This is a genomic window from Hymenobacter psychrotolerans DSM 18569, assembly GCF_900142395.1.
GTDB classification, from domain to species: Bacteria; Bacteroidota; Bacteroidia; order Cytophagales; family Hymenobacteraceae; genus Hymenobacter; species Hymenobacter psychrotolerans.
The window spans coordinates 1-13,105 of sequence record NZ_FRAS01000013.1 but is presented as its reverse complement, the minus strand read 5'-3'; the positions used below and the strand labels follow the sequence as shown (position 1 = coordinate 13,105).

11 protein-coding genes are annotated in these 13,105 nt (G+C 57.3%); 2 read left to right on the top strand and 9 right to left on the bottom strand.

What is annotated here, in order from left to right; all coding sequences use genetic code 11:
• Nucleotides 1–60: 60 nt before the first annotated feature.
• The 6 genes from BUE15_RS12460 to BUE15_RS12435 all read right to left on the bottom strand — a co-directional run bounded on the left by BUE15_RS12460 (nt 61) and on the right by BUE15_RS12435 (nt 5,029).
• Complete coding sequence (locus tag BUE15_RS12460) at nt 61–516, bottom strand: DUF305 domain-containing protein (RefSeq protein WP_065814192.1); 456 nt, start codon at nt 514–516, stop codon at nt 61–63.
• Between the two features lie 129 nt (nt 517–645).
• Entirely contained in the window at nt 646–1,425 is a 780-nt protein-coding gene (locus tag BUE15_RS12455; RefSeq protein WP_044518450.1) for a LytR/AlgR family response regulator transcription factor, read from the bottom strand.
• Nucleotides 1,422–2,534, bottom strand: a complete 1,113-nt coding sequence (locus BUE15_RS12450) for a sensor histidine kinase (protein ID WP_084549014.1) — start codon at nt 2,532–2,534, stop codon at nt 1,422–1,424. Before BUE15_RS12450 ends, BUE15_RS12455 begins: the two co-directional genes overlap by 4 nt.
• A 5-nt stretch (nt 2,535–2,539) precedes the next feature.
• Complete coding sequence (locus tag BUE15_RS12445; RefSeq protein WP_044518448.1) at nt 2,540–3,091, bottom strand: DUF4158 domain-containing protein; 552 nt, start codon at nt 3,089–3,091, stop codon at nt 2,540–2,542.
• A gap of 713 nt (nt 3,092–3,804) precedes the next feature.
• The gene (locus BUE15_RS12440) at nt 3,805–4,566 is read right to left on the bottom strand and encodes an IS5 family transposase (protein ID WP_073285398.1); all 762 of its coding nucleotides are present in this window, start codon (nt 4,564–4,566) and stop codon (nt 3,805–3,807) included.
• Entirely contained in the window at nt 4,559–5,029 is a 471-nt protein-coding gene (locus BUE15_RS12435) for a DUF4236 domain-containing protein (RefSeq protein ID WP_073285395.1), read from the bottom strand. Before BUE15_RS12435 ends, BUE15_RS12440 begins: the two co-directional genes overlap by 8 nt.
• A gap of 122 nt (nt 5,030–5,151) precedes the next feature.
• Between BUE15_RS12435 and BUE15_RS12430 the strand changes: the two genes are divergently transcribed.
• Nucleotides 5,152–6,048: a phospholipase D-like domain-containing protein gene (locus tag BUE15_RS12430; protein WP_170865253.1), complete on the top strand. Its 897-nt coding sequence runs from the start codon at nt 5,152–5,154 to the stop codon at nt 6,046–6,048.
• Between the two features lie 45 nt (nt 6,049–6,093).
• On the opposite strand, the gene BUE15_RS12425 is transcribed toward BUE15_RS12430, so the two are convergent.
• Nucleotides 6,094–8,760, bottom strand: a complete 2,667-nt coding sequence (locus BUE15_RS12425) for a DEAD/DEAH box helicase (protein WP_073285389.1) — start codon at nt 8,758–8,760, stop codon at nt 6,094–6,096.
• A 12-nt stretch (nt 8,761–8,772) separates the two neighbouring features.
• Complete coding sequence (locus tag BUE15_RS12420; RefSeq protein ID WP_073285387.1) at nt 8,773–10,428, bottom strand: site-specific DNA-methyltransferase; 1,656 nt, start codon at nt 10,426–10,428, stop codon at nt 8,773–8,775.
• Between the two features lie 351 nt (nt 10,429–10,779).
• Between BUE15_RS12420 and BUE15_RS12415 the strand changes: the two genes are divergently transcribed.
• On the top strand, nt 10,780–12,843 hold the full coding sequence (locus BUE15_RS12415) for a DEAD/DEAH box helicase (RefSeq protein WP_073285384.1): 2,064 nt from the start codon (nt 10,780–10,782) through the stop codon (nt 12,841–12,843).
• On the opposite strand, the gene BUE15_RS12410 is transcribed toward BUE15_RS12415, so the two are convergent.
• On the bottom strand, nt 12,835–13,105 hold a 271-nt coding region (locus tag BUE15_RS12410), incomplete at its 5' end, for an integrase core domain-containing protein (RefSeq protein WP_139252265.1). The genes BUE15_RS12415 and BUE15_RS12410 overlap by 9 nt on opposite strands.

The following is a 13,105-nucleotide window of genomic DNA, read 5'->3' as shown; positions in this document are numbered from 1 at the left end:
CAACGAAGCGGTAGCGATGCTGCGACAAGCTCAGCATGACGGTTTAAACGGAATTAGGTACTATTTGCCAGGGTTCTGCGTGCCCACGGGGTGCTGTTTCAGCCAGGCAGCCATCTGCTGAATCTCGACCTGCTGCTCGGCGATGATGCTTTGGGCCAGGCGGCGCAGGGCGGGGTCCTTGCCGTACAGCAACTGCAGACGGGCCATGTCCACGGCCCCCTGGTGGTGGGGCAGCATCATGGCCGCGAAGCTGGCGTCGATGTCGTCGGGGCGGGCCCCCTCCATGCGGCGCATGCCCTCGTCCATCACCACCATCACCGAATCCATGCCGTGCTGGAAGGCGGCGACCGGGGTGCCGGGCGCGGCTGTGTGGTCCATCTTCAGGCCGGTCATGCCCGTCATGGAGTGGGTCGTGCCCGGCATTGATGTAGTACCAGCCGGGGTATGGTGTTGGGCGCGGGCCGTCGCGACTCCGCCGAAGGTGAAGGCCAGCAAAAAGAGGAAGGGTTTGGTCATGTCGTGCGCTGTTGCCGTCCCATGAGTGGGGGGCTGGTGCACTAACGGGCAACTTCCAAAAATGAACGCCCGACACGGGCCAACTGGACCTATCCCGGGGTGAACTGGCCTTCCAGGTTCCGGGCCGGCTCAGGCAAATCGCTTGAGCAACTGCTGTACGCCGGCGCTGTAGCTGCGCGAGGAGGTGACGTGCTGGCCGTTGGCCATGCGAAACAGGTACTCGCCGTGCGACCAGTGCCTGAAGTCCACGATGTGGGCCGGGTTGACGATGCACGAGCGGTGGATGCGCAGGAACACGGCCGGGTCGAGCCGCTCGGCCAGCTGGCCCAGGGCCGTGCGCAGCGGGTAGTGCCGGCCGGCCGCGTGTAGCTGCACGCCGTTGCCGCTGGCCTCGAAGTAGCACACCTCGGCGGCCGGCACGAAGAAGCTGCGCTCCGGCAGCTTCACCAGGAACTGGTCCTGGTAGTCAGCTGCCGGGGCGGTCCAGCTGTGCAGCAGGGCCTCCAGCTCGGGGACGCGGGCCTGGTACTGGCGCAGGCGTAGCTGCTGCTGCACCCGGCGTACGCAGTCGGCAAACCGGTCGGGGTCCAGCGGTTTGAGCAGGTAATCGACAGCGTGGAGCGCGAAGGCCTGCACCGCGTACTGGTCGTAGGCCGTCACGAACACCACCAGCGGGAGCGGCTGGCCGGCTTCCCGCAGCCGGCCCAGCACCTGCACGCCATCGAGGTCGGGCATTTGCACATCGAGAAAGACGACGTCGTACGCGCCGGTTTGCAGGGCGGCCAAGGCTTCGGTGCCGTTCGCGGCTTCGCCCGTCACGGTCAGCGCCGGAAAATCGGCCAGCAGCTCCCGCAGCAGGCTGCGCGCCAGCGGCTCGTCGTCGACCAGCAGCGTGCGGATGGGCCTCATGCGGATAGATGCGTAACCCCGGCCGCTGCCAGCCGGAACGGGATGGACAGGCGCAGGCAGTAGCCGCACGCCGGGGCCGACTCCACCGCCAGGGCGTAGTCTGGGCCGTAGAGCGTAGTCAGGCGGCTTTCCAGGTTGCGCAGGCCGATGCCCCGGGCGGCGGTATCGGCCGCGCCCTGGCCGTTGTCGTGCACTTGCAGCACGAGTCGGTCGCCCTGTTTTTCGGCCCGCACGGCCAGCTCGCCGGCCCCGGCGCGGGGCGCCAGGCCGTGGCGCACGGCGTTTTCCACCACCGGCTGCAGCAGCAGGGCAGGCAGCAGCGCGCCCTCGGTATCGGGGGCGATGTCGTAGCGCACGGCTAGCCGGTCGGGGAAGCGGGTTTGCTCGATTTCGAGGTAGAGGCGCGTGAGGCGCAGCTCCTGTTCCAGGGTCACCTCCTGCTCGTCGGTGCCTTCCAGCACCAGCCGCAGAAACTGGCTGAGCTGGGCCAACATGCGCCGGGCGGCCTTCACGTCCTGGGTCATCAGGGCTGAGACGGCGTTCATCGAGTTGAAGAGAAAGTGCGGCTGAAGCTGCATTTTCAGGGCCTGCAGCTGGGCCTGCACCAGCTGGGTTTCGAGCTGGGCGGCCCGCACCCGGCCTTCGCGGTACCGCTCGCGGTACTGCACGGCGTAGGCGATGCACAGCAGCATCCAGTAGATGGGCACCCAGTTGTTGGCATTGGCCACAACGGTATGCAGGGAGAAGCCGCCCGGCGTGGCCCCGCTGCCGTGCATCACGGCGGCGTAGCCCAGGCGGTACACCAGGGTCAGGACGTAGCTAGCCGCCGCGTGGGCCAGCAGGTGCCAGAGGCGGTGCCGGCGTTCGGTGAGGTTGAAGCGGGCCGCCAGGGCGAACACCACTGGCGTGAGCAGGCCCCAAATCAGGCTGTGCAACAGCCGCCCGCCCAGGGCCTCGCGCCAGTCAGTGGGCGTGCCGGCCGAGAGGTTCTGCACAAAAATCAGCAGCACCATGAACCCGCTGAACAGCAGCCACGCCAGGGCAATGGTGGAGCCGCTCACCAGGGGCGGAGATAGTTGCCGTTCCAGGGGCCGTGCGGTCGTACTCATGCGCTTTAAAGGTAGCGAAACCCGCCGCCGCCGCGCTGGCCTGGCCTCCAGGATGGCCTTTTTAGCGGGTCAACGGGCCTTCGGGTCAGCATCGGAGAAAATGATTTCAGCCAAAGCAGGCAGGACAGTGCCTGAATAGATACGGAAAAAGGCGGTCCTAATAGGCGGGCGAAATGCGTCACTTGCTGGCGCACGGCGGCTTCGACCTGCTCGAAGGGCGGAACCCCGAATTGCTGCAGAATCTGCTGCTGGTGGTTAAAGCGGGTGACCTTGCCGTAGCGCGTCCACTCCACCGCTCCCAAGTGGTAACGCTGCTGCACGTACGCCTGGTCAGTCGCCAGGAACCGGTCCACGGGAAAGAAGCACCCCGTCGTCTTGAAGTAGCCGACCTGCAGTACGAAGCCGCCCCGGCTGTGCGGGGCCAGCAGCGTAGCCAGAGACCGGGTGGCCCAGTCGGGCAACGCAAAGAAGAGCTGCCGCTGGGGCGGATTGAAAACAGGGGGCTGGTCGAAGGCACGGCGCTGGGTCGCGTCGAGTAAAAACAAGTAGCGGGCCATGGAGCAGGAAGGAAATCCTAAAAATAGCCAGCTGGCTTGTTCACTAAAACGAAGGTTACCCTTTATAAGTACTTACGCCACCGTAAAGTGGTCATCCACGCCCACCGAAAGCCAGCCGCTGCCAAGGCCGCCGATTAACTTTTGTACCAAACTTTTAGAGCCTGTTGGGGAATCGTTCCCTTTAATCGCAAATCGATTTACCAACAGGTTCTTAGGGAAGAGAGGTCGTTATTGCACTTATGATAAAGATGAATACGATGACAAGCCTGAAAAAAAGAGACATACTAATAGCATTTTTGATGCTTCTTCTTAGCTTTTGCTGTGTATATGTGCCCTATATGCTTCCAAAAATGTGGCTGTTTGTATTCGAATACGAACCTAAGACTGCATCAAGGTTAGCGCGTAACGTAATGCCTTGGTTTCTAAGCTGCCTTGACCATCCCAAAGACATTAGGTACACTCAATGGCAACTAAGTAAACTTGCTTTGATAATAGGTACGTGCTTAAACGTAGTTGTGGCTTTGGGCCTTACAGTGGCAAGCACTCTTAGGGCGTTAAGACAAGGAGGTGTGTATGTGCTGTATGCTTTGATTCTGGTTTTGGGACACGCATGTTTCGCCCTAATTGTGCCCCAATTAGTGTTTAACACAGTAATCGGGCCGAGCGAACGTGTCGGCCCTAATGACCATTGGCTCTAATAGCCTGTTAGGAAATCAATATAGTCGGTTGAGGCAAAGGGTTACGTTAGCCCAGAGGATCCAAGCCGCGTGGCTTTCGGGCGTGTACTCGTAGTCCATGACCACCCGTCGGAAGAAGTTCAGCCAGGCGAAGGTGCGTTCGACCACCCAGCGGCAGCCGACCGGGACAAAGCCGCGCGCCGACGGCGGCCGGCTGCTGACCTCATGCCGTAGTCCACGCGCCAGCAACCCTTCGGCAAAGTGGCCGCGGTAGGCGCGGTCGGTCACCACGGTGGTCAGGTGCGGGCCCCAGTGGCGCCGCTCCCGCAGCAACGGGGCCGCGCCGCGGCTGTCGTTCTGGTTGGCCGCGTGCGCGCGGCAGGCCCACACGCGCCCTTGCCGGTCCACCAGCAGCTGCCGCTTGCGCCCGTTCACACACTTGCCGCCGTCGATGCCGCGGTGCTCGGCGATGCGCGGGGCGAGCTTCACACTTTGACTGTCCAGGCACAGCACGGTCGGTGTGGCCGGCTGCCCCTGCGCTTGCCTGTCGGCTTCGTTCAAAGTCCGGTTCAAGCGCTGCAGCGTGCCGTCCTGCTGCCAGCGGCGGAAGTAATAATACACGGCCGTCCACTTGGGAAATGCCGCCGGCAGGCTGCGCCACTGGCAACCTGAGCGGCACACGTAGCGCAACGCGTCCACCACCTGGCGCAAACACAGGCGCCGTTTGCGTTGCAGCGGCAGTAAGCAGCGCATAACTTGCCACTGCGAGTCAGTGAGGGGTTGATAGCCGTCAACCATAATGCAGACCGGAGCCTAGGAACTCCGCCTGCAACTTACTGGCTCGTTTTTCTTTAGACCCAAGCCAATTCCCAAACAGGCTCTTAACCAAGGCCAATAGTAGAGCCAAGACCAGCGTACCCCACTTGGCAAATGAAATCTTGGCGGCTTTCTCAGTTAGCTCGTTGATGAAATCCTGCGAGTCAACGTCACTAAGTTGAGTTATCTCATCGGAGGTAATAGTGTGCAGGTGCCCCTGAGCCGTGGGCGGCAGCGGCGCGGGTGGATAAGACGGGCTGTGAGTTGTCGTCTGCTGTATGTATTTGCGGTACTGAATGCCACCAGCCCCCAGCGAAACGTAAGTGCCCCGCCGATTGACCCTAATCCGGGCACCTTTCACGCCCACGGAGTAGCCAATGCCCCGGGTAGATAAATTGACCCGCATTGGGCCGAAGCTAATGGATTTGCGAAACGAGAATCCCATGGATAATGGATAGAAAGTCTATTCGCAATATACACGGGTCAATGAATGTCCCAACTCACTTCTTGCGAGGAAATTAGTCATGTAGCCACAGTCGATTTATCTCGTGATAGCCCATGTGGCACGTGAGCTATCAAACTCTAAATTGCGCGTTGATTGCCGGCATTCGTTACATGAAGATTCTCCAGCCCCACCAAATCAGCAGTGAAGTATTAGAGGTGATTCACTCCGCCCAGCAGTACTTAATTCTAGTGTCGCCCTACGTAAAACTAACCCAGTGGCAGCAGTTGGCCGCAGCCCTAACGGCAGCCAAAGGGCGAGGAGTACGGATTGACTTTTTCGTGCGTAACGACCCCGATAATGCGGGCAGTTGGGAGCAGGTAGAGGCGCTGGGGCTGAAAGCGCGGCTAGTAAGCAACCTGCACGCAAAGTTCTACTTCAGTGAAACCAGCGGGGTCATTTCCTCCATGAACTTACTGGCTAGCTCCAACAGCAACTCCATCGAAATAGGCTGCAAGTTGGAAACCCAGACGGAGCTGGACGAACTCAAAAGCTTTGTGAAGCGCTTCGTGGTGCCGCACGAAATGAGCGAGCGGCCAACGGAGGCCGACCTGTACCTGACCAAGGAGCGGTTCAGCGTGGCCTTGGAACACTACATTGCCGACCAGACCCGGCGAGACGCGCGGGTTACCTTCCAAAAGGACGAGTTCGAAATCCGGGCGGTATCGAACACGTTCTTCTTGTACGTGGACAAGGCTACGAATCGGCTTTTTCTGAGTGCAATTGTTTCGGAAGCTGAGGCCGGCGCATTTGAGGCGCGGCGCTCAACTTTCTTTACGTCTCCATCTTTCCGTTATGATTTGGATAGGGGTGACCGAGGACACTATAGCATGGTGGAAGGCGCCTACCAGCCCCGGTTGTCTACAGCATACCTAGATAACCTGCGACTGCCCGAAAAGAAGCAATTGTTAGCAGAGGTGATGACGTTCATTAAAAGTGTGCGAGCTTTTAAAGACGCTTGAAAACAGCACAGTTACAATTAAGCTTCATTAGCAGAAGATGACAGCTTAAATACCCTTCACCAAGTTCAGGAAGTCATCCAGCTTGTAGGCCCCGTCCACCACGCGGCGCTCATAGACCATGAAGTAGCGGAAGTCGTTGCCGGCTTTCTGCACCCAGTACTCACCCAATTTGATTTTCTGCTCGGCGTCGAGGTGGTCGCCCTTGGTTTCTACCAGCAGAGTCTTGCCGCTCTTGGTTTGGATGATGAAGTCGGGGTAGTGATTGAGGAAACCATTAATCCGGAAGCCTTTGCGTTCTAGGTTGCGCGTCCAGAAGGCAATGTTGGGCAGGTTGGCCAGCTCGTTGATGACCCGCTCCTCGAAGCCGTTGATCTTGCCCTCCTTCTCGTACAGCGACTTGGTAATGTCCTTGCCCGTGTCGCCGGGTGTAATCTGGGCCGGCAGCGCGTAGGCCGGCTGCATCGAGACTTTATCCTGGTCGAGGAAGTTGCGGAACTGCTTCAGCGCGTACGCCTCCGAAAGCTGCCGGATTTTGTCCTTGATCTTCTGGGTGTATGTGTGCTCGTGGTTGGCGAAATCCGTGAACTGCTCGTCGGTGAAGTCTTCGAGGATGCGGCGGACGTAGCGCTCAATTTCCTTGTCGGCAATGGGGTAGAGGTTGCCGATCAGGCCCATGATGCGGCTGGTGAAGTTCTTGACGCGGCTGTCTTTGCGGGTCGGGTCGAGGATGAACGTCATGATGCGCTCCTTCGCGTCGCCGTCGATGCGGGTGAAGGTGGGCGTGGCTTCTTTCTTGGTGTCGTCGAGGTCCACGCGGTAGAGCTCCGAAGACACGCCGTCGAACTTGATGTCGGTGTTTTCCTTGCCGAGCTGAAAGCCTTCGAGCAGGTAATCCTTCTCCAGCAGCACACTGGTACTGCCGGCGTCGTCATCGAAGAGCGTGGCAGCGGGTTTCTTCCAGAAGAACTGGGGCAGCCGCAGGGCCGTGGCCTGCTCGCGGAAAATCTCTTTGATCGGATAAGTTTTCACGAGGGATTGGAGGGCGCTGGGAGGGGGTGTGGTGCCGCTGGCCGTACTCGCAGCCACGGTTTGCTCGAACTCGGCCTGCTGGGCCAAGGCGGCCTGGGCAATGGCTTGCACGGAGCCCGCCGCCGGGGCCGTGGAGGCCACCTGCGGCTGCGTGACCGACACGGCCGCCGCAGCCTCATCGGTGACAGGCTCCACTGGGGCAATGCGGCCGAAGTCAATGTCGGCCAGATCATCGATGGCTGGCGTGGGGGCGGGGGCGTCGAAGTTGAGCGGGGCCTGCACGAAGCTGGCCAGCGGGTCGGGCTTGGGCGCGAGGGTAGCTGAGTCAGCCACTTTGTAGTCGCGGGCGCTGAAACCGGCTTTGTTCAGGCCCACCACAATCTTGTCGAGCGTTTCCAGAAACTTGCTGGAGGCCGTCAGCACGTAGCTCATGTTGAGCATGGGGGCCTGGTGCGGGGCCACGTAGGGCTGGCGCAGCACGCGGCCCAGAATCTGCTCCACGTCCACGGCAGATGACTTATCCGCCAGCGAAGCCAGAATGTAGGCAAAGGGCGCGTCCCAGCCTTCTTTCAGGGCATTTACGGTGATGATGTAGCGCACCGGGCACTTTGGCGACAACAGATCCTCGTTCTTCAACTCGTTCAGGCCCGCCGTCTTGATGCGGATATGCTCGGCCGGAATCTTGCGGTCGATGAGCTTCTGCTTGAGCAGCTCGAAGGTGGTGTTGTCATCGGCGGTTTTGGGCTGGGCCTGAAACAGCACAATGGGCCGGATGTAGCGGCCGCCTTCCTTCTGCTCTTTCTTCGCCTGCAGCTCCAGGTTGCGCTGCAGCTGCAGGGCCGAGTTGATGACTTCCGTGCGGTCGTTGTGGTTGTAGACGATGACGGGCAGCTTCACCATGTGCTCCTTTTTCAGGGCCAGCGCATCCACGAAGCTGATAATGTTGCTGTTTTTGCGCGGGGTGGCCGTCAGATCGAGGATGAACGAGGGGCTCAGATTCTTAAGCATGTCCACGCTCAGCTCGCTTTCCGCGTTGTGGCTTTCGTCGACTACCACCACCGGGCTCAGGGCCTGAATCACCCGCATGAGGGTAATATCCTCGTCGCCGGGGCCTAGCAGCGTGCCGAAGGACTGTAGGTTGCCGTTTTCCTGGTACACCTTGCGGTCCTCCTTGTTGCGGGCCCGCAGCGAGTCGAAGCTGAGCACCACCAGGCTCAGCTGCTCCTGCACGGAGCTGGCCGAAAAGCCGCTGCCTTGCAGCAGGGCGGCCTTGTCATACACTTCCACCCGGCCGGCGAAGTGGGTGTTGATTTTCTGCCGGTAGGGGTGGCCGGGGTCTTTCAGGTTGCGCAGCGTCTGCTCCAGAATGGTGACGGAGGGCACCAGCCACACCACGGCCTTAGGGCGGTCGGGCGGAAAGGCGGCGAAGATGGTGCGCAGCGCGTTGGCCGCTAGAAAGGTCTTGCCGCCAGCGGTGGGCACCTTCACGCACACGTGCGGCACGCCGGGCACGGTGTTCTTGTAGGGCTCCACGGCCGCGCCGGGAAAGGGCTGCAGGGGCGTGCGCGGGTGCGTGGCCCAGAAGTCGTGGAAGGCGTCGGGCAGGTTTTTGGTGGCCTGCACGCAATCGAGGAAGCGGGCCAGGTCCGTAATGACTTCCTGCTGGTAGGGTTTCAGCTCCATATCGGCCGGGGGTTAGAAGCGCGAAATGTCGCGAGGGATTTTCTTGAAAATAATGCCGTGCTGGGTCATGAACTCGGCCGGCAGCAGGCAGTTATCAGCGTAGATGATGTACTGGCCGGCGCGGGTGCGCATGGTGGCCAGAAACTCGTGGTTGAGTGTGGTAACGGCGTCGGGCTGGTAATGGAAATAGTAGGCCGTATCGTCGTGCAGGCCCAGAAAGGCCGCGTTGTCGTCGGCCGAGGGAGCGGGCAGGGGCTGCTTGGTTTCGGCGTAGTAGAGGTACTGGCGCAGGCCCGCCAGGCCGGCCTGCTCGTTCAGCTCGCCGCTCTCGGTGAAGATGGGCGCGCCCAGAGTGTAGTAGTCAAAGCTGCCGCCGGTGCCGGGGTGGCTGGCGTAGCCCTGCATGACGCGCTTCGCCCGCTCCGCCGTGATACGCTCGGCGTATTCTTCCATTTCCGTGAGAATGAAGCGGCGGTTGCCACCGTCCTGCTGGTTGAGCTTGAGCACGGCGTGGGCCGTGGTACCGCTGCCGGCGAAGCTGTCGAGGACGATGGAATCTTTGTCGGTGGCGATATGGATAATTTGCTGAATTAAATCAATCGGTTTGGGAGTGTCGAAAGCAGCTTTCTCGCCGAATATCTTTTCAATATCTCCCGAACCGTGCTGATTTAGAGCAATATCATACCAGATAGAAGGTATGGTCATACCCTGTCGGGTTTCTGAGAGATATAGCTTGCGCATAGGAGTTTTTGCTTCTCCTTTCACTCCCCAATACAGCCGGTTCTCTTTTTCCAGCCGTTTCATTTCTTCCTGGTTATGGCGCCAGCAAGTGCCCTGCCGTGGAAATACTTCTTCCTTCGTGTAGGGATTGATGATTCCATAAAATAGGCTTGCTACAAAGCGTCCACCCTTTCCATTGGCCGTTGTATCGATTTTTCGGAAAGGCCCTTTAGGGTCAGGGCCATTGGGCTCAGCAAATACCTTATAGTCTGCATTTGACTTTTCAGTCCGTTGGAGCAGATTGAATTGCTCCTCTGCTAACGTCTTCTTACCAAGTCCTGCTTTTGCCTTGCCGTATACCAATATGTGTTCGTGGATAGAGCCAATGGTTCTGTCGTTTGGTGGACTGTCACGTTTCTTCCAAATGATGTCCGCAATGAAATTATCAAGCCCGAAAATTTCGTCAAGCGTCATCTTTAGGTTGAAGCACTCGGTATCGTCAATTGAAACCCACAAGCTTCCATCCTCCTTCAGCAGCTTGTGAAGCAGCTTTAGGCGAGGGTATATCATACACAACCACTTGTCATGACGCGAGAGGTCATCTACTCCAATGCCCGCATCTTTGCCGTTTGATTTTGCCTGCAACGTAACCTCCAGCCATTTGCGAAGCTTCGGGTCCGAAACGTTGTCATTGTAAGTCCATCCTTCCTTTCCCGTGTTGTAAGGAGGATCAATGTAGATGCACTTCACTTTACCCTCGTACTCTGGCAGCAGGGCTTTCAGGGCTTCGAGGTTGTCGCCGTGGATGATGCGGTTGCCGCTGCCAGTGGGCTCGGTGGTTTGGGTGCCGTCGGCGAGGGCGCCATACTGGTGGTCAAGAAGTCGGAACGGAACGTCCTGGTGGTGGTTGATGACTTTGTCTTTACCAATCCAGTGGAGCGTGGGCATGCGGGGGTAACTATGGGTGTAAGGACGAAGGTACGGAAGCCCAAAACCCGAAACTAATCCTACCTAGTACCTAAAAAAGCTAGTTAAGAGGGGCCTCATCGCATTAACTCTCTGACCTCAAGCTAAAAATCAGCCCTAGAAAGCACTATCTTCGTTAGCATTCCGGCTGGTGCTAGTCTGGTTAGGCAAGGACATCTAACTTAATAGATTGTGCTATGTCGCTGCTCCAAATTTTGTACAGCAAAGTCGCGTTCTGAACAATACCGTGCACTGCGGAATCGACGCATACAGCTGCCCATCTGGTATGATGTAATAGTCAGCCACCTTATTCTTCACTATAAATCTTTCCTAATGTCAGCCTTTTCGAGCGCATACCAGCAATTCTGGCTAAAGCAACAAATCAAAGTAGGGGAAGAGGTAGTGCAGAAAGGGTTACGCGAGAACCAAGTGGGAGCAGTAGGAGCTATCCTAGCTCATTTCAGTGTCCGGAAAGATGCTGCGCTGGTCAGTATGCCCACGGGGACGGGTAAAACAGCCGTTATGATAGCGGCCTGCTACGCGCTCCGGGCAAGTAAAGTCTTGGTCGTGACACCTAGCCAGATGGTTCGGAAGCAAATTGCCAGGCACTTTAAGCTTCGCAGGGACTTGATCAATAATGAGGTTTTGAGCCCTGATGCCCCAGAACCCCGCGTCTATGAGTTAAAGAACGTCATTCATAACAAGGCGGAATGGAACGATATTCTAGCGAATCATGACGTGGTGGTGGGTATACCAGATACTCTGAACCGAATAGAAGAGTTACCCCAGGTGCTGGAGGCCAATGCTTTCGACGTGGTGCTGGTAGATGAAGCACACCACAGCCGGGCAAAATCGTGGACCTACTTGCTAAATCACTTTTCGCCAGCTAAAAGGATTCTTGTTACGGCAACAGCTTTCCGAAACGATAAAAAGGATTTAAAGGCCCGCTTGGTCTATAATTACCCGTTAAAACTAGCATACGACCTAGGGCAGTTCAGTAAAATTGAATATGTAGCGGTAGAAACAGCTGGTATTCAGGAGCCAACTGACCGCGACCTTGCCATTGCCAAAAAGACCGAGGAGGTGTTCGGTAGCCATCAACAACATGGCCACAAAATCATCATACGGACGGATTCACGGACCCGTGCTGAACAGTTGAAGCAGCTATACGACTCGCAGACCGCACTAAAGCTAGTGCTCATCTATAGCAAGCTTGCGCAATCCACTATAGATAAGCGCATGAAAAAGCTCGAAGAGGGGGAAGCAGATGGAGTTATCTGCGTGGATATGATGGGGGAAGGCTACGATTTCCCTTCCTTGAAAATTGCTGCAATTCATGCTCCTCACAGAACGCTACCTATTACCCTACAGTTTGTAGGCCGCATAAGCCGTACAAATGTAGCAGCTGCGAATACTGCACACGTTGTCGCAAGCACGCACGATTTCGAGATTGATAAAATTCAATTATTCAAGGATACCCGAGATTGGGCGGCTATCTTACCTGAGCTGCATCGCGCAAGAACTGACCGCACAGAGGAGGAGCAACATTTCTTCGACACCTTAGAAGAAGTTACACCTCCAGATGACACTTATGTGGTTGATACAGAAGAGGCATTGCTCCTTGAAAACGAAGAGTTAAAGCCCTTTTATCACACTAAAATTTATCGTCTAATTCCAAAGGAAGTTGCTAAAGTAGACGAAGACGAGGAGGAGCCTGATTTAGTCGACTTAAGTGTCGTACCTAATTTCAATGGGCTTGCTAACATGAGCCGAGTGATTTTAAGGCATCACCATGTCAGTACGGAGTACCGACTCGCGGTATTTGTTCTGGGTGAACTGATTACGCCAGCGTGGTATGGTGCTGATGACAATCTTAAAGATGTCAAAAACAGCCTAATCCTCGCTTACTACGATAAGCCACACAATTTGCTTTACTTCTGCTCTTCCTTGAAGGATAATGAGTTGTATAAAGAATTAGCTCATAGCTACGTGGTTGACCGATTAGCTTTTGCGGAGATTCTCTCATTGCCGATGCTTAAGCGGGTTCTGGCCGGCTGGGAAGGGTGCAAGTTTTACAACATTGGTATGCGTAGCCGGAAGGCTAAAGGGAGCAACGAGTCCTATCGTCAGCTTCTAGGTGGTAGTACCCAAGAATTACTGACCGCTGCAGACGCCTTCAATTATACCCGGGGTCATTCTTTTGGTGCTGGCTTTGATTCGGTATTAGAGGAAGAGATGCTACTCGGTATTAGTACCAGCTCCAAAGTGTGGTCGATAGTAGATGGGAAAGTGCCTGAACTGCTTGATTGGCTTAATAAACTGAGCCGCAAGATTTCGGATGCCGAGATGGACAACCTTTGGGGTGGTCTAGTGGAAACGGACAGTGAGCTAAGGTAGGGTGGTTTTCAGGTCTTGTTCAAATTGGTGGGGCGAGCGGTAGGCCAGGGCAGAATGGCGTCGGTCGAGATTGAAATAGGTGTCGAGGTAGTGCGCCACCTCCAGGCGGGCTTCTTCGAGGGAAGCGAACGCCGTGCCTGGGGGGAGCAGCTCGGTTTTGAGCGTGCTCCAACCGGCTTCGGCCTGGGCATTATCATAAGGGTTTCCAGGCCGGCTGAAGCTGGGCACGGCCCCGGCTTGGGCGATGCGGACCCGGCAAGCG

Coding starts and splice junctions, on each gene's coding strand:
- BUE15_RS12445 (WP_044518448.1), bottom strand. CDS start 3,091: ATGGCCCGCTACTTGTTTTTACTCGACGCGACCCAGCGCCGTGCCTTC.
- BUE15_RS12460 (WP_065814192.1), bottom strand. CDS start 516: ATGACCAAACCCTTCCTCTTTTTGCTGGCCTTCACCTTCGGCGGAGTC.
- BUE15_RS12425 (WP_073285389.1), bottom strand. CDS start 8,760: ATGGAGCTGAAACCCTACCAGCAGGAAGTCATTACGGACCTGGCCCGC.
- BUE15_RS12420 (WP_073285387.1), bottom strand. CDS start 10,428: ATGCCCACGCTCCACTGGATTGGTAAAGACAAAGTCATCAACCACCAC.
- BUE15_RS12450 (WP_084549014.1), bottom strand. CDS start 2,534: ATGAGTACGACCGCACGGCCCCTGGAACGGCAACTATCTCCGCCCCTG.
- BUE15_RS12435 (WP_073285395.1), bottom strand. CDS start 5,029: ATGGGATTCTCGTTTCGCAAATCCATTAGCTTCGGCCCAATGCGGGTC.
- BUE15_RS12455 (WP_044518450.1), bottom strand. CDS start 1,425: ATGAGGCCCATCCGCACGCTGCTGGTCGACGACGAGCCGCTGGCGCGC.
- BUE15_RS12440 (WP_073285398.1), bottom strand. CDS start 4,566: ATGGTTGACGGCTATCAACCCCTCACTGACTCGCAGTGGCAAGTTATG.
- BUE15_RS12415 (WP_073285384.1), top strand. CDS start 10,780: ATGTCAGCCTTTTCGAGCGCATACCAGCAATTCTGGCTAAAGCAACAA.